We start from the raw sequence: 15,677 nt of genomic DNA on the forward strand, positions 1-15,677 counted from the left end.
GCCGGGCGGCCATCCGGGAGCTGCGCATCGGCCGGCTCGAGGTGGACGAGCTGGTCGTCCGCCGGTACGCCCTGGCCGGGCCGGCCACCGCCGGCAGCGACGGACGCTAGGGTTCGTCCGACGCCATCAGCTGGCGCACCCCTGCTGCGGTGAACTCGACCCCGGTGTGCTGCGCTGCACCTTCGGCTCCGTCAGCCACGCCGTGCCGCACCACGCGCGCAGCCCGCTCCGCCGTCGTCCGGCACCACGGGGGTAGCGACTCCGCCTGACCGGCCGCACACCCCGCCCGCGTCGGCCGCGTCGCCGGCCGGCGCCGACGATCGTGCGAGTCGGGAGTGCTCCCGGGGCCGCGCGGGACAAATGCGGACCGGCGGCGCCGGGTAGGTCGACAATGGCCTGATCGACCTCTGGGGGAGCTGATGATTCGACCTGTCGTCGTGGGCGTCGACGGATCACCGTCCAGCCTGGTCGCCGCGGAACACGCGGCGCGCACCGCGGTCCAGCGGTCCCGGCCGCTGCACCTGGTGCACGGCTACCTGCACCCGCTCGGCTACGGCGTGCCGCTCAACCCGTACGATATCGGGGTGCCGGCGCCGACCGAGGCGGCGCAGAAGATGCTGGAGCAGGTGGCCGCGGAACTCGCCGAGCGCCGTGCCGGCCTGCGCGTGGAGGTGCGCCAGGTGGCCGGCGGGCCGGGCGCCGCGCTGGTCGCGGAGTCCCGCCGGGCCGAGCTGGTGGTGGTCGGCAGCCGCGGGCACGGCGGGTTCGCCGGCCTGCTGCTGGGCTCGGTCAGCGGCCAGGTCGCCCAGCACGGGCACTGCCCGGTGCTGGTGGTCCGGCCGGCCGACGAGCCGATCCCGGCGGGCGGGCCGGTGGTGGTCGGGGTGGACGGCTCCGAGTCGGCGGCGCTCGCCGTCCGGCAGGCCGCCGACGAGGCGGTACGCCGGGACAGGGCCCTGGTGCTGATGCACGTACGACCCGACGGCCGGCCCGGGGGTCTGCCCGAGGAGGTGGCGGAGTCGGGTGCGGCCGAGCAGGCCGGATCGGCCGACCTGCTGGCCGGCGTGGCCGGCCGGGTACGGGCCGACCATCCCGGGCTGACCGTGACCGAGCGACCGGTGCGGGCCGCCAAGCCGGAGCAGGCGCTGATCGAGGCGAGCGGGGAAGCCGAGTTGGTGGTGGTCGGCTCCCGGGGCCGGGGCGGCTTCGCCGGGCTGCTGCTCGGCTCGGTCAGCCATGCGCTGGTGCAGCACGCCCACTGCCCGGTGCTGGTCGCCCACCCGTACGAGCCGACCGACTGAGCCCGCGCCCGTGGTGGGCGCGGGCACGGCGGGTGGCGGCCGGATGGGGCCCAGGTGGCTGCCCGCTCAGGCCGGGTAGCGGCCGGCTCTGGCCCCGGACCGGGGCCTGCCCGGGCGTGGCCGCGGCCGCGGCTCAGGTCGGGTCGCGATCCGGCTCAGGCGGGGTCGCGGCCGGCGAGCAGGTCCTCGAAGCTGGTGGTGACGGCGAACGGGTCGGCGGGACCGATCGCGGCCGGGCGGCGGTCGACCTGGTCGGCGAGTTCGCCGGCGGCCGCCGGATCCGGGCGCGGAGGGCCGCGTCGGCTCCCTCGCCTGCCCAGTCCTCGGGCGCGGCGAAGACCGCCGTCGGCACGACCAGCGCGCGCAGGTAGGCGAACATCGGCCGGACCGCGTGCTCCAGGGCGAGCGAGTGCCGGGCGGTGCCGCCGGTGGCGCCGATCAGCACCGGCCGCCCGGCCAGCGCGTCGGAGTCGACCACGTCGAAGAAGGACTTGAACAGTCCGTTGTAGGAGGCGTTGAAGATCGGCGTGACGGCGATCAGCCCGTCGGCGCCGGCCACCGCGTCCAGCACCTCCCGCAGCGCCGGCGAGGGGAAGCCGGTGAGCAGGTGGTTCACCACGTCGTGGGCGTGTTCGCGCAGCTCGATCGGGTGGAGCTCGACGGCGGCGCCGCGCCGGTCCAGCTCGTCGCGAATGGCCGCGGCGAGCTGGTCGGCGAGCAGCCGGGTCGAGGAGGGCCGGCCGAGGCCGGCCGAGACCACGGCCAGGGTGCGCCGGGTCATCGGCCGCCCTCCGCGCCGGTCAGGTCCGCCGCGTCGCGGGCCGCGACCAGCGAGGCGTGGGTGGGCGCCCCGGGTACGTGGGCGGGACGCAGCGCGTCGAACTCCTTGCGGAGCACCGGGACGACCTCCTCGCCGAGCAGGTCGAGCTGTTCGAGCACCGTCTTCAACGGCAGACCGGCGTGGTCCATCAGGAAGAGCTGGCGCTGGTAGTCGCCGACGTACTCGCGGAAGCCGAGCGTACGGTCGATGACCTGCTGCGGGCTGCCGACGGTGAGCGGCGTCTGGGCGGTGAACTCCTCCAGCGAGGGCCCGTGCCCGTAGACCGGGGCGTTGTCGAAGTACGGCCGGAACTCGCGGACCGCGTCCTGGGAGTTGCGCCGCATGAAGACCTGCCCGCCGAGCCCGACGATGGCCTGCTCGGGCGTGCCGTGGCCGTAGTGGGCGAACCGCTGGCGGTAGAGGCCGACCATCCGCTGGGTGTGCTCCTTCGGCCAGAAGATGTGGTTGGCGAAGAAGCCGTCACCGTAGTACGCGGCCTGCTCGGCGATCTCGGGGCTGCGGATCGAGCCGTGCCACACGAACGGCGGCACGCCGTCGAGTGGGCGCGGCGTCGCGGTGAACGACTGCAGCGCCGTACGGAAGCGGCCCTTCCAGTCGACCACGTCCTCGCGCCAGAGCCGGTGCAGCAGGTCGTAGTTCTCGATGGCGAGCGGGATGCCGTTGCGGATGTCCTGGCCGAACCACGGGTAGACCGGTCCGGTGTTGCCGCGCCCCATCATCAGGTCGACCCGGCCGTCGGCCAGATGCTGGAGCATCGCGTAGTCCTCGGCGATCTTCACCGGGTCGTTGGTGGTGATCAGCGTGGTGGAGGTGGAGAGCAGCAGTCGCTCGGTGCGGGCGGCGATGTGGCCCAGCATGGTGGTCGGCGACGAGGGCACGAACGGCGGGTTGTGGTGCTCGCCGGTGGCGAAGACGTCGAGCCCGACCTCCTCGACCTTGAGGGCGATGGCCACCATGGCCTTGATCCGCTCATGCTCGGACGGCAGCCGCCCCGTGGTCGGGTCGACCGTGACGTCGCCGACGGTGAAGACTCCGAACTGCATGACCAGCTCCTCGCGTGCCGCCGGACCGCCGTGGCCCGGATCGTCCCGCACAACATATTTGCCAAAGCAACTATTCCGTGGCGGGCCTGCCCGCGGGTGGCCCACCTCACGCCGCGGACCGGGCCGGAAACGCCGGCCGTACCTGATGGGGGATGTCAGCCTCGGGGCGGAGGATCAGGGCATGACCGGACGCGCGGAGGGCAGCTTCACCCTCGACAGCTGGGACCAGGAAGCGTACGACGAGGCCGACGGGGCGGTGCTGGCCGAGGCCCGGATCACCAAGACCTTCACCGGCGACCTCACCGGCGCCAGCACCACCCGGATCCTGATGTGCCGGGCACAGGTGGAGACCTCCGCGGTGCGATATCAGGCCCGGGGCGGCTGGGGACCCGGGTACGGCGGCTGCGGGCCGCCGCCGGGCTGGGGCGGGCCGCCGTACGGCTGGCCCGGATGCGGCGGCGACCAGCCCTGCTGCGGATGCGGCTGCTGCCAACCCGGGCCTGGATCGGCCGGTGGGCCACCCTGCTGCGACTGGCCCGGGTATGGCTGGCCGGGATACGGCTGGCCCGGGTACGGCTGCTGCCAGCCGTGCACCGGGTGGGGCGGGACCGGCGGGCGGCGCCGGCGTCGCTGCCGGATCACGACGAGCACGATCGCGCCGACGATCAGCGCCAGCATCAGGGACTGGCACATCAGTCGTCCGATCAATCGCCCCCACTCGTAGGACGTCACCGCGCCGCTCCCCTCGTCCGCCGGAGCCGCCGACCCTAGCGGATCATGGCGGGACGCGGGACCCCGGCGGACCGGTCAGCCGCCGGCCACCGAGGGAAGCACCTGCACCTCGGCGCCGTCGCCGACCGGGGTGTCCAGTCCGCCGACGTGCCGGCAGTCCTCGCCGTCGACGTAGACGTTGACGTACCGGCGCAGCTCGCCCCGCTCGTCGCGGATCCGGCGAGCCAGTCGGGGCCACGCCCCGGCCAGCTCGTCGAGGACCCCCCGCAGGGTGCCGGTGGCGGCCACGGTGAGCCGGCTCGCGCCGCCGGCCTCGCCGCGCAGCGGGCCCGGCAGCAGCACGGTGACCACTCAGAGCTCCGCGGCGCGGACGCAGAGGACGTCGGGCAGGTGGGCGGCGACCAGGGACCAGGAGTCCCCCTCGTCCCGGCTGGCGTAGACCTCGCCGGAGCGGGTGCCGAAGTAGACCCCGGCCGGGTCGGCGTCGTCCACGCACATCGCGTCGCGCAGCACGGACGGGTGGAACGGCCCCTCGGGCAGCCCGACGGTCAGCGGCTCCCACTTGTCGCCGGCGTCGATGGAGCGGTAGACCCGGCAGCGGTGATCGACGGGGTAGCGCTGCGCGTCGGCGGTCAGCGGGAACGCGTAGATCGTGCCGGACCGGGACGGGTGGGCGACCATCGGGAAGCCGAAGTCGCTGGGCAGGCCGGCGGCGATCGACGTCCAGGTGCGACCGTCGTCGTCGGAGCGGTAGACGCCGTGATGGTTCTGCGCGTAGAGCCGCTCGGGATCGCCGGCGTCCCGGGCGATCTTGTGGACGCACTGCCCGAACTCGGGCCACTCGTCGGGCAGGAAGTACGCCCGGATGCCGGTGTTGCCCGGCGCCCAGCTCGCCCCGCCGTCCTCGGTGCGGTAAACCCCGCCGGTGGACATCGCCACCGCCATCCGGGCCGGGTCACGGGGGTGCGGCAGCACGCTGTGCACCGCCTGGCCGCCGAAGCCCGCGCCCCACCGCTCCCGGTGCGGGTGGTCCCAGAGCGCCCGGACCAGGGCGAAGCTGCGGCCGCCGTCGTCGGAGCGGAACAGCGCCGAGGGCTCGGTGCCGGCCCAGACCACGTCGGGCTGATCGGCGCCGGCCGGGGTGAGCTGCCAGACCCGACCGAGGCTGACGCCGGTGTCCGCCGGGAAGGCCACCGGCGCCTGGTCCGGCTCCTGCCAGGAGGCGCCCAGGTCGTCGCTGCTGGCCACGCTCGGCCCGAAGTGCGAACTGGTCGTGCCGGCGAGCACCCGGGGCGTGCCGGGGCGCTTGTCGACGGCCACCGCGTAGACGCCGGTCATCGGGAAGTGCGGCCCGCTCACCTCCCAGCCGCGTCGACCGTCGTTGCTGGTGGCGAGGAAGAGACCTTTGCCGGTGCCGATCGCGAGCAGCGTTGCCATGACGGTCCTCCGATCCGTCGGCGGGCAGATGGCCGGGTCCGGGCGGCGATCCGGCGAAAAGCCGGGACAGGCGGAAGCCGCCACCCGTGGACTCGGGCCTAGTGATTATGGCCACGCCCTCCGACACATTTCCGCCCGGCCACGCCGGGGCTCAGCGTCGCACCCTGGGCACGTGCCGCCGGTAGGCGCTCACCGTCGGATCGCCGGAGATCCAGAACCGCCACGGCACGTCGTGCGCCCCGGTGACGCCGACCCGCGGGCCGGCCTCGATCGCCGCCTCGGCCACCGGCTCGAGGGGCGGTCGCAGCCGCACCGGGCCGTCGCCGAGCAGGTCGAGGCCGTAGGCGGAGCGGTCGATGCCGAGCGCCGCGCAGAGCCGGGCGGGCCCACGGGCGAGGTCCACGTCCCGGCGTACGGCGGGGCGCCGGGCCCGGGCGGCGTCGAGGCCGTCGACCACCTCGCCGGCCCGCAGCAGCACCGCCGAGGCCTCCCCGTCCAGGCCGGTCACCACGTTCACGCACCAGTGCATGCCGTAGGTGAAGTAGACGTAGGCGTGCCCGGCCGGCCCGAACATCACCGCGTTGCGCGGGGTGCGCCCCCGGTGGGCGTGCGAGGCCGGGTCCCCGGCCGTGCCGGCGTACGCCTCGACCTCGGTGATCCGGACGGTGACCCCGCCCGCGGCGAGCCGGCAGCCGAGCAGCCCGCGCGCGGCCGGCACGACCGGGCCGGCGAGCAGCTCGACGAGGTCGGCGGTGGTCACGGGGTCAGCGGCGGTCATGGCTCGACCCTAGTCGGCGCCGCGGAGATGAGCACGACTTGCTTTCAACAAACTGTTGACAAAGGGGTGTTCAAGCGGCTCTGATAAAACACATGGTCACGCTGGACAACGACCCGTTCACCGCTCCGGATGCTGCCCAGGCCCGCGCGCACCGCAACTACGCGGCGCTGCTGCGGATCGCCGAGCGGCACGCCGGCACGGACGCCCGCCGCCGCCGGTACGCCCACCCGGACGTGCCGGACGCCTACGAGGCGGCGACGCTGGTGATGGCCCTCGCCGGCGGGGCCGAGCTGGAGCCCGGCGAGGAGCCGGTCGACCGGGCCGACCTGATGGCCGCGCTGACCCTGATCCCGCACGTCCGCGCCGAGGTCGACGCCCTGGAGGCGGGTCTGTTGCAGGTCGCCCGCGGCCGCGGCCTGACCTGGCAGGCGATCGCCTTCGGGCTCGGGCTGGGCAGCGCCCAGGCGGCCCGCCAGCGCTACGAGCGGCTGACCGTCCGGACCGGCACCGGCGACTGAGCGGCGGCGTCGCAGGCATGCGCGAGACTGGGCCCGCAAGCGGGCGACGGGAGGACGCGATGACGCGCGAGGAGATGCTGGCGTACTGCCTGGCCAAGCCGGGCGCCTGGCTGGACCAGCCGTGGGAGGGCGACGAGGTGGTCAAGGTGGGGAGCCGGATCTTCGCGTTCCTCGGCTCCCCCGACGGCGAGGCGCGGGTGGGCGTGAAGTGCGGCCCGAACCGGGACGTCGCCGACGAGTGGCTGCACCGGTTCCCGCAGGACGCGAAAGCATCGCCGTACATCGGGCGGTCCGGCTGGAACACGCTGCGCCTGGACGCCGGGATCGGCGACGAGGAACTGATCGACGCCGTCGACGGGTCGTACGACGCGGTGGTGGCGAAGCTGCCGAAGCGGGAGCGCCCGACGGGCTGAGGGTCGGCGCGGGTGGGGCCACCCGCGCGACCCGGCGACCTCAGCGGGGGACGACCCGCTCGGCGGCCCACTCCCGCCAGCCGAACAGCCTGTCGGCGGCGCGGCGAGCTGGTCGGCGACCGGCCCGGGGCCGGTCGAGCCGGGCGTGGTGCGCGCGGCGAGGGCGGAGCGGACCGACAGCACGTCGCGCACCGACGGGTCGAGGTGCTCGCTCACCGTCGCCAGGTCGGCGTCGGAGACCTCGTCCAGGGCGCAGTCCCGGGCCACGCAGAGCGCGACCAGCTTGCCGGTGATCTCGTGCGCGTCGCGGAACGGCACGCCCTTGCGGACCAGCCAGTCCGCCACCTCGGTGGCGAGGGAGAAGCCGACCGGCGCGGCGGCCACCAGGCGGTCGACCCGGACCGTCATCGTGGAGATCATCCCGGCGAGGGCCGGCAGCAGCAGCTCCAGGGTGTCGACCGCGTCGAAGGCCGGCTCCTTGTCCTCCTGCATGTCCCGGTCATACGTCATCGGCAGGCCCTTGAGCATGGTGAGCACGCTCATCAGCCCGCCGACCAGGCGGCCGGACTTGCCCCGGGCCAGCTCAGCGATGTCCGCGTTCTTCTTCTGCGGCATGATCGACGAGCCGGTGGCGAAGGCGTCGTCCAGCTCGACCCAGCCGAACTCGTGCGACGTCCAGAGCACCACCTCCTCGCCGAGGCGGGACAGGTGCACGCCGATCATCGCGGTGACGAAGAGGAACTCGGCGACGAAGTCCCGGTCGGCGACGGCGTCCATCGAGTTGGCGAAGGACGTGCGGAAGCCCAGCTCCTTGGCGACGGCCATTGGGTCCAGCGGCAGGCCCGAGCCGGCGAGCGCGCCCGCGCCGAGCGGGCTGATCGCCGCTCGGTGGTCCCAGTCCCGCAGCCGTTCCAGGTCGCGCAGCAGCGGCTGCACGTGGGCGAGCAGCCAGTGCCCGAAGGTGACCGGCTGGGCGTGCTGCAGGTGGGTCATGCCGGGCGCGGCGGTGTCCACGTGCCGCCCGGCCTGCTCGACCAGCGCCTCGGCCAGTTCGACCAGGCGGGCGGCCACGCCGCGGGCGTGGTCGCGCAGGTAGAGCCGCAGGTCGGTGGCGACCTGGTCGTTGCGGGACCGCCCGGCGCGCAGCTTGCCGCCGAGGCTGCCGAGCCGCTCCAGCAGGCCGCGTTCGAGGGCGGTGTGCACGTCCTCGTCGTCGACGGTCGGGCGGAACTGCCCGGAGGCGCAGGCGGCCTCCAGGTCGTCCAGCGCCGCCAGGATCCGGCCCAGTTCCTCGGGGTCGAGCAGGCCGGCGCCGGCGAGGACCCGGGCGTGCGCCCGGGACCCGGCGAGATCGTACGGGGCGAGGCGCCAGTCGAACTGGACGCTCACCGACAGCCGTGCGAGGGCCTCGGAGGGGCCGCCGGCGAACCGGCCGCCCCACAGGCTCGTCCGGTTGGTGGCGGCGCTGTTCTCGGTCAGGCTCTTGTCGTCCACCCCGCCCATTGTGGTGCCCACGATCTTCAGCCGCCCAACCGGGCGTCCCGCGCGGCGGCCATCTTGCTCGGCAGGCCCCACAGCTGCACGAAGCCCTTCGCCAGGGACTGGTCGAAGGTGTCGCCGGTGTCGTAGGTGGCCATGCCGAAGTCGTACAGGCTGGACTCGGAGCGCCGGCCGGTGACGGTGGCCCGGCCGCCGTGCAGGGTCAGCCGCACCTCGCCGGAGACGTGCTGCTGGGCGTCGGCGATGAACGCGTCGAGGGAGTTCTTCAGCGGCGAGAACCAGAGGCCGTCGTAGACCAGCTCGCCCCAGCGCTGGTCGACGCCGCGCTTGAACCGGGCCAGGTCGCGCTCGACGGTGACCGCCTCCAGCTCCTGGTGGGCGGTGATCAGCGCGATCGCGCCGGGGGCCTCGTACACCTCGCGGCTCTTGATGCCGACGAGACGATCCTCGACCATGTCGAGCCGGCCCACGCCCTGCGCGCCGGCGCGCCGGTTCAGCTCCAGGATCGCCTGGTACGGGGTGACGGTCTCGCCGTCGATCGCGACCGGGTTGCCGGCGTCGAAGGAGATCACGACCTCGTCGGCGTCCCGCGGCTCGGCCGGGTCGGACGTGTACGAGTACAGGTCCTCGATCGGGCCGTTCCAGATGTCCTCGAGGAAGCCGGTCTCCACCGCGCGACCCCACAGGTTCTGATCGATGGAGTACGGGGACTTGGCCGACACGTCGATCGGCAGCCCCTTCTCCTCGGCGAAGGCGATCGCCTTGTCCCGGGTCCAGGCGAAGTCCCGGGCCGGGGCCACGATCTTCAGGTCGGGGGCGAGCGCGCCCAGGCCGACCTCGAAGCGGACCTGGTCGTTGCCCTTGCCGGTGCAGCCGTGCGACACGATGGTGCCGCCGTGCTTGCGGGCCGCCGCGACCAGGTGCTTGACGATCAGCGGCCGGGACAGCGCGGAGACCAGCGGGTAGCGGTCCATGTAGAGGGCGTTGGCCCGGATCGCCGGCAGGCAGTAGTCGGCGGCGAACTCGTCGCGCGCGTCGACCACCTCGGACTCGACGGCGCCGCAGTCCAGGGCGCGCTGCCGGATGGCGTTCAGGTCCTCGCCGCCCTGCCCGACGTCGACCGCGACCGCGATCACCTCGGCGCCGGTCCGCTCGGCCAGGTAGGGAATGGCGACGGAGGTGTCGAGACCCCCGGAGTACGCCAGGACGACCCGCTCGGTCATGGGGTGCTCCCTTCAACGTTGTCATCGCGGCGGGCCCAGCCGGCGAGCTTGTCGCCGAGCGCGGCCCCGCCGAGGGCCTCGCGGGCCACGACGAGGATGGTGTCGTCGCCGGCGATGGTGCCGACGATCTCGGGCAGGCCCGCTCGGTCCAACGCGCTGGCCAGGAATTGGGCTGCGCCCGGCGGGGTGCGCAGCACGGCGATGTTGCCGCTGGAGTCGACCCCGTTGAGCAGCTCGCGCAGCAGCCGGACGAGCCGGGCCGGGGCGGCCTCGGCGTCGCGCAGCGGCCGGTGGCCGTCCTCGGGGATCAGGTAGACGCCCCGGCCGTCGCCGCCGCGCGCGGTGACCGCCCCCAGTTCCTTGAGGTCCCGGGAGAGGGTGGCCTGGGTGACCTGGATGCCGTCGCCGGCGAGCAGGTCGGCCAGCTCGGTCTGCGAGTGGATCGCCTTCTCGCGGATCAGCTCGACGATGCGGGCGTGCCGGGCGGTACGGGTCAGCGGGGCGGTCATGATGTCGATGCCTCCAGGAGAAACGTGAGCAGCGCCTTCTGGGCGTGCAGGCGATTCTCCGCCTGGTCGAAGACCGCGCTCCGCGGCCCGTCGAGCACCTCGTCGGTGATCTCCTCACCCCGGTGCGCCGGCAGGCAGTGCAGCACGATCGCGTCCGGCGCGGCGTGGCCGAGCAGCGCCGCGTTGATCTGGTACGGCCGGAACGGGGTGATCCGGTCCAGCCCGTCGTCCTCCTGGCCCATCGAGGTCCAGGTGTCGGTGGCCAGCACGTGGGCGCCGCGGGCGGCCTCGACCGGGTCGGTCAGCAGCCGGACCGAGCCGGCGGTGCCGGCCGCGATCTTCTCGGCCCGGGCCACGATCTCGGGATCGGGCTGGAAGCCGACGGGGCCGGCGATCCGGACGTGCATCCCGGCGGTGGCGCCGGCCAGCAGGTACGAGTGGGCCATGTTGTTGGCCGAGTCCCCCACGTACGCGAGGGTCCGCCCGGTGACGGCGCCGAACCGTTCGCGGACGGTGAGCAGGTCGGCGAGGAGCTGGCAGGGGTGGTAGTCGTCGGTGAGCGCGTTGACCACCGGCACGGTGGCGTGCGAGGCGACCTCGGCGATCCGGTCGTCGCCGTGGGTGCGCAGCACGATCGCGGCGACGTAGCGGGAGAGCACGCGGCCGGCGTCGGCGAGGGTCTCGCCCCGGCCGAAGTGGGTGACCTGGGTGTCCACCACGAGCGGGTGGCCGCCCAGTTCGGCGATGCCGGCGTCGAAGGAGATCCGGGTGCGCAGGCTCTGCTTGTCGAAGAGCACCGCCACCGACCGCGGCCCGGCGAGGGGCTGGTACGCGAACCGGTCGGCCTTCATCCGGGCGGCCAGGTCGAGCACCACCGCCTGTTCGGCCGGGGTCAGGTCGTCGTCCCGCAGGAAGTGCCGGATCATGCGCTGACCTCCGCGCTGCTCGTGGTCGTCGGTGCCGGGGTCGAGATGCCGGTCGCGGCCGGCCCCGCCAGGCGCTGCTTGCCAGCAGGTCCCGCCTCGCCCGGGGCGGCGGGGGTGGCGCGTCGAGCGCCGCCGGGAGGGCGGCGAGGAAGGCGTCGGCCTGCCCGGCGGTGAGGATCAGCGGCGGGGCGAGCCGGACCACGCCGGGCTGCACCGGGTTGACCAGGAAGCCGGTGTCGCGCAGGGCGGTCGCCACCGGGCCGGAGACCGGTTCGGCGAGCACGATGCCGAGCAGCAGCCCGGCGCCGCGGACGTCGGTCACGAGGGGGTGTCCGAGCGCCTCGATCCCCCGGCGCAGCCGCTCGCCGACCCGCTTGACGTGATCGAGCAGCCCCTCGTTGGCGATGGTGGCGATCACGGCGAGGGCGGCCGCGCAACTGACCGGGTTGCCGCCGAAGGTGGTGCCGTGCGAGCCGGGACCGAGCAGTTCGGCGGCCCGGCCGAAGGCCAGGCAGGCGCCGATCGGCAGGCCGCCGCCGAGCCCCTTGGCGAGCGTGACGAGGTCCGGTTCGACGCCCTCGGCCTGGTGGGCGAACCAGTGCCCGGTCCGGCCGACGCCGGTCTGCACCTCGTCGAGCACCAGCAGCGCGCCGTGCCGGGCGGTGAGCCGCCGGGCCGCCGCGAGGTAGCCGGCGGGCGGGACCACGATGCCGTTCTCGCCCTGGATCGGCTCCAGGATCACCATTGCGGTCGCGTCGGTCACGGCCGCCTCGAGGGCCGCCACGTCGCCGTACGCGACGTGGGTGACCTCGCCGGGGAGCGGGCGGAACGGGTCGGCCTTGGCCGGCTGGCCGGTGAGCGCCAGCGCACCCATGGTGCGGCCGTGGAAGCCGCCCCGCGCGGCGACCACGTGGGTGCGGCCGGTGAGCCGGGAGAGCTTGAACGCGGTCTCGTTGGCCTCGGCGCCGGAGTTGGCGAAGAAGACCCGCCCGGGGCGCCCGGCCAGGGCCAGCAGCAGTTCGGCCAGGGCCACCGGCGGCTCGGCGACGAAGAGGTTCGAGACGTGACCGAGGGTGGCGACCTGCCTGGACACGGCGGCCACCACGGCCGGGTGGGCGTGGCCGAGGGCGTTGACCGCGATGCCGCCGAGCAGGTCGACGTACTCCCGGCCGGCCTCGTCGGTGACCACCGCGCCGGAGCCGGAGACCAGCGCGAGCGGCGGGGTGCCGTAGTTGTCCATCATGGCCGCGCACCAGCGCTCCACCAGCGTGCTCATGACGGAACCACCATCGTGCCGAATCCTTCCGAGGTGAACACTTCGAGGAGCGTGGAGTGGGCGACCCGGCCGTCGACGACGTGCGCGGCGGGCACTCCCCCGCGCACCGCCCGCAGGCAGGCCTCCATCTTCGGGACCATCCCCGATTCCAGGGACGGCAGCAGCTTGGCCAGGTCGTCGGTGCTGATCTCGCTGACCAGGCTGGCGGTGTCCGGCCAGTCCGCGTACAGGCCGGGGACGTCGGTGAGGACGACCAGCTTGCGGGCGGCGAGGGCGGCGGCGAGGGCGGCGGCGGCCGTGTCGGCGTTGAGGTTGTGCAGCACCCCGTCGACGTCCGGCGCGACGGTGGAGATGACCGGGATCCGGCCGGCCGCGATGAGGTCGGCCACCGCGGAGACGTCCACCGACTCGACGTCGCCGACCTGCCCGACGTCGACCGGCTCCCCGTCCACGTACGCCGGGCGGCGCACGGCGGTGAAGAGACCGGCGTCCTCGCCGGAGAGGCCGACGGCGAACGGGCCGTGCGCGTTGATCAGCCCGACCAGTTCCCGGCCGACCTGGCCGACGAGCACCATCCGGACGACGTCCATCGCCTCGGCGGTGGTGACCCGCAGCCCGCCCTTGAACTCGCTGGCGATGCCGAGCCGGCCGAGCATGGCGGAGATCTGCGGCCCGCCGCCGTGCACCACGACGGGCTTGAGGCCGGCGTACCGGAGGAAGACCATGTCGGCGGCGAAGGCGCGCTGGAGTTCGGGGTCGACCATGGCGTTGCCGCCGTACTTGACCACGACGGTCGCGCCGGAGAAGTTCGCCAGCCAGGGCAGGGCCTCGATCAGCGTCTCGGCCTTGGCCTGGGCCCGGGTGAGGTCCGCGGAGAGACTCATGTGGAGTACGCCGAGTTCTCGTGCACGTACGCGTGCGACAGGTCGTTGGTCCAGATCGTCGCGGCCGCGTCGCCGCCGTGCAGGTCGATCCGGATGGTGACGTCCCGCCCGGTCAGGTCCACCTTGGACCGATCCTCCGCGGCGGCGCCGGAGCGGCACACCCAGACGCCGTTGACCGCGACGTCCACGCCGTCCGGCTCGAACGCGGCCGAGGTGGTGCCGACGGCGGCGAGGATCCGGCCCCAGTTCGGGTCGTTGCCGAAGAGCGCGGTCTTGACCAGGTTGTTGCGGGCCACCGAGCGGCCCACCTCGACGGCGTCGTCGGAGTCGGCGGCGCCGACCACGTCGATCGCGATCTGCTTGGTGGCGCCCTCGGCGTCGGCGATGAGCTGCTGGGCCAGGTCGTGGCAGGCGGCGGTGACCGCGGCGGTCAGTTCAGCCCCGGTCGGCTCGATGCCGGACGCGCCGCTGGCCAGCAGCAGCACGGTGTCGTTGGTGGACATGCAGCCGTCGGAGTCGATCCGGTCGAAGGTGACCCGGGTGGCGGCGCGCAGCGCGGCGTCGAGGGTCTCCGGCCCGGCGACCGCGTCGGTGGTGAGGACGCAGAGCATGGTGGCCATGGCGGGGGCGAGCATCCCGGCGCCCTTGGCCATCCCGCCGACGGTCCAGCCGCTGCCCTTGGCGACGGTGGTCTTCGGCCGGGTGTCGGTGGTCATGATCGCCTCGGCCGCCGCCGCGCCGCCGTCACGGGCGAGCCCGCGGACGGCGCTGCGCACCCCGGGCAGCAGCTTCCGCATCGGCAGCCGCTCGCCGATCAGCCCGGTGGAGCAGACCGCCACCTCGGCGGCGCCGAGCATCAGCCGGGGGCTGCCGGCGGTGAGCGCGGCGGCGGTGTGTTCGGCGGTGGCGTGGGTGTCCTGGAATCCGGCCGGCCCGGTGCAGGCGTTCGCGCCGCCGGAGTTGAGCACCACGGCGCGGACCACGCCGCCCCGGACCACCTGCTGGCTCCAGAGCACCGGCGCCGCCTTGACCCGGTTGGCGGTGAAGACGCCGGCCACGCCGGCGTCGGGGCCGTCGTTGACGACGAGGGCGATGTCCGCGGCGCCGCTGGTCTTGAGGCCGGCGGCGACCCCGGCCGCCCGGAAGCCCCGGGGAACGGTGACGGTCACGGGGCGATCCCCCAAACGGAGAGTCCGGTGGTCTCGGGGAGGCCGAACATCAGGTTGGCGTTCTGCACGGCCTGGCCGGCCGCGCCCTTGCCGAGGTTGTCGACGGCGCTGGCCACGATCACCCGGCCGGAGTCGAGGTCCACCGCGGCCTGCAGGTGGCAGGAGTTCCCGCCGGCGGTGGCCGCGGTGTGCGGCCACGTCCTCTCGGGCAGCACGTGCACGAAGGGGGCGTCCGCGTACGCCGCGGTGAGCACCGCGTGCGGGTCGGCGTCGCCGGTGGGCACGGCGGTGACCGTGGCGAGGATGCCGCGCGGCATGGGGGCGAGCACCGGGGTGAAGGAGAGGCTGGTCGCGCCGGTGGCCTGCTTGATCTCCGGCACGTGCTGGTGGGCGCCGACCTTGTAGGGCGACAGGTCGCCCATCACCTCGCTGCCGAGCAGGTGGGCCTTGGCGGCCCGGCCGGCGCCGGAGGACCCGGAGGCGGCGACCACCACCACGTCGGTGGCGTGGACCGCGCCCGCGGCGATCAGCGGCGCGAGCGCGAGGGTGGTGGCGACGGCGTAGCAGCCCGTGTTGGCCACCCGGGTGGCGGCGGCGATGGCGGCCCGTTGGCCGGGCAGCTCGGGCAGGCCGTAGGTCCAGGCGCCCGCGTGCGGGCCGCCGTAGTACCGGGCCCAGGCGGCGGCGTCGCGCAGCCGGTGGTCGGCGCCGAGATCGACCACCTTGACCGTCTCCGGCAGGGCGGCGGCGAGCGCCGCCGACTCGCCGTGCGGCAGGGCCAGGAAGACCAGGTCCGCGTCGGCCAGGGCGGTCGGGTCGGTCGCCCCGAGCACCAGGTCCAGGCCCGCGAGCTGCGGGTGTACGGCGGTGACGGGCCGGCCGGCCTGCGCGTGGGCGGTGGCGGTGACCAGATCGAACTCCGGGTGCCCGGCGACCAGGCGCAGCAGCTCGCCACCGGCGTAACCGCTGGCCCCGGCGACCGCGACTCGGATGCCCATACCCACCTCCGCATGACTATGCACTGAAGGCTAGTCTGCGGGGGGCTGCGCTGCAAGTTCATGCGTCCCATTGCATGGAAATGAGGACGTGATCGCGATCACCCCGGCAGAGACGCCGACGCCCGCGCC

General features: G+C 74.4%; 14 protein-coding genes and 3 pseudogenes. 4 read left to right on the forward strand and 13 right to left on the reverse strand.

Annotation, left to right across the window (positions count from 1 at the left end; translation table 11 throughout):
• The first annotated feature begins 419 nt into the window (after positions 1-419).
• Entirely contained in the window at positions 420-1,301 is an 882-nt protein-coding gene (locus tag JNW87_RS06825) for a universal stress protein (protein WP_238453314.1), read from the forward strand.
• 155 nt (positions 1,302-1,456) lie between these two features.
• On the opposite strand, the pseudogene JNW87_RS06830 reads toward JNW87_RS06825, so the two are convergent.
• Together JNW87_RS06830 and JNW87_RS06835 are read right to left on the reverse strand one after the other, a co-directional pair.
• Positions 1,457-2,082, reverse strand: a pseudogene (locus JNW87_RS06830) (FMN reductase).
• Positions 2,079-3,185, reverse strand: coding sequence for an LLM class flavin-dependent oxidoreductase (locus tag JNW87_RS06835; RefSeq protein WP_238453315.1), 1,107 nt, complete (start codon positions 3,183-3,185; stop codon positions 2,079-2,081). Before JNW87_RS06835 ends, JNW87_RS06830 begins: the two are co-directional and overlap by 4 nt.
• A 181-nt stretch (positions 3,186-3,366) precedes the next feature.
• On the opposite strand from JNW87_RS06835, the gene JNW87_RS06840 reads away from it, so the two are divergent.
• On the forward strand, positions 3,367-3,909 hold the full coding sequence (locus JNW87_RS06840; RefSeq protein WP_238453316.1) for a DUF3224 domain-containing protein: 543 nt from the start codon (positions 3,367-3,369) through the stop codon (positions 3,907-3,909).
• 83 nt (positions 3,910-3,992) lie between these two features.
• Here the strand turns inward: JNW87_RS06840 and JNW87_RS06845 are convergent, their stop codons facing one another.
• The 3 genes from JNW87_RS06845 to JNW87_RS06855 form a co-directional block, all read right to left on the reverse strand.
• Complete coding sequence (locus JNW87_RS06845; protein ID WP_109801009.1) at positions 3,993-4,268, reverse strand: ubiquitin-like small modifier protein 1; 276 nt, start codon at positions 4,266-4,268, stop codon at positions 3,993-3,995.
• Positions 4,269-5,354: an exo-alpha-sialidase gene (locus JNW87_RS06850; RefSeq protein ID WP_238453317.1), complete on the reverse strand. Its 1,086-nt coding sequence runs from the start codon at positions 5,352-5,354 to the stop codon at positions 4,269-4,271.
• Positions 5,355-5,505: 151 nt separating this feature from the next.
• Entirely contained in the window at positions 5,506-6,132 is a 627-nt protein-coding gene (locus tag JNW87_RS06855; protein ID WP_109801011.1) for a DNA-3-methyladenine glycosylase, read from the reverse strand.
• Positions 6,133-6,224: 92 nt separating this feature from the next.
• Here JNW87_RS06855 and JNW87_RS06860 point away from each other — a divergent pair, with 92 nt between their 5' ends.
• Both JNW87_RS06860 and JNW87_RS06865 read left to right on the forward strand, forming a co-directional pair.
• Entirely contained in the window at positions 6,225-6,650 is a 426-nt protein-coding gene (locus JNW87_RS06860; RefSeq protein WP_238453318.1) for a DNA-binding protein, read from the forward strand.
• Between the two features lie 74 nt (positions 6,651-6,724).
• Positions 6,725-7,063, forward strand: coding sequence for an MmcQ/YjbR family DNA-binding protein (locus JNW87_RS06865; RefSeq protein ID WP_238453331.1), 339 nt, complete (start codon positions 6,725-6,727; stop codon positions 7,061-7,063).
• Between the two features lie 40 nt (positions 7,064-7,103).
• On the opposite strand, the pseudogene argH reads toward JNW87_RS06865, so the two are convergent.
• The 8 genes and pseudogenes from argH to argC form a co-directional block, all read right to left on the reverse strand.
• Positions 7,104-8,566: pseudogene (gene argH, locus JNW87_RS06870) on the reverse strand (argininosuccinate lyase).
• A gap of 17 nt (positions 8,567-8,583) precedes the next feature.
• Positions 8,584-9,786, reverse strand: coding sequence for an argininosuccinate synthase (locus tag JNW87_RS06875; protein ID WP_238453319.1), 1,203 nt, complete (start codon positions 9,784-9,786; stop codon positions 8,584-8,586).
• Positions 9,783-10,295: an arginine repressor gene (locus JNW87_RS06880; RefSeq protein WP_238453320.1), complete on the reverse strand. Its 513-nt coding sequence runs from the start codon at positions 10,293-10,295 to the stop codon at positions 9,783-9,785. Before JNW87_RS06880 ends, JNW87_RS06875 begins: the two co-directional genes overlap by 4 nt.
• On the reverse strand, positions 10,292-11,221 hold the full coding sequence (argF, locus tag JNW87_RS06885) for an ornithine carbamoyltransferase (RefSeq protein WP_238453321.1): 930 nt from the start codon (positions 11,219-11,221) through the stop codon (positions 10,292-10,294). Before argF ends, JNW87_RS06880 begins: the two co-directional genes overlap by 4 nt.
• Positions 11,218-12,497 (reverse strand): annotated as a pseudogene (locus JNW87_RS06890) (acetylornithine transaminase). Before JNW87_RS06890 ends, argF begins: the two are co-directional and overlap by 4 nt.
• Positions 12,494-13,381 (reverse strand): acetylglutamate kinase, encoded by an 888-nt coding sequence (gene argB, locus JNW87_RS06895; protein ID WP_238453322.1) that lies wholly within the window; start codon positions 13,379-13,381, stop codon positions 12,494-12,496. Before argB ends, JNW87_RS06890 begins: the two are co-directional and overlap by 4 nt.
• Positions 13,378-14,550 (reverse strand): bifunctional glutamate N-acetyltransferase/amino-acid acetyltransferase ArgJ, encoded by a 1,173-nt coding sequence (argJ, locus tag JNW87_RS06900; RefSeq protein ID WP_238453323.1) that lies wholly within the window; start codon positions 14,548-14,550, stop codon positions 13,378-13,380. The genes argB and argJ overlap by 4 nt, the downstream gene beginning before the upstream one ends.
• Complete coding sequence (argC, locus tag JNW87_RS06905; protein WP_109801020.1) at positions 14,547-15,548, reverse strand: N-acetyl-gamma-glutamyl-phosphate reductase; 1,002 nt, start codon at positions 15,546-15,548, stop codon at positions 14,547-14,549. Before argC ends, argJ begins: the two co-directional genes overlap by 4 nt.
• Positions 15,549-15,677 lie beyond the last annotated feature (129 nt).

It is taken from the genome of Micromonospora sp. ATA51, assembly GCF_016802855.1.
Taxonomy (GTDB): Bacteria; Actinomycetota; Actinomycetes; order Mycobacteriales; family Micromonosporaceae; genus Micromonospora; species Micromonospora sicca.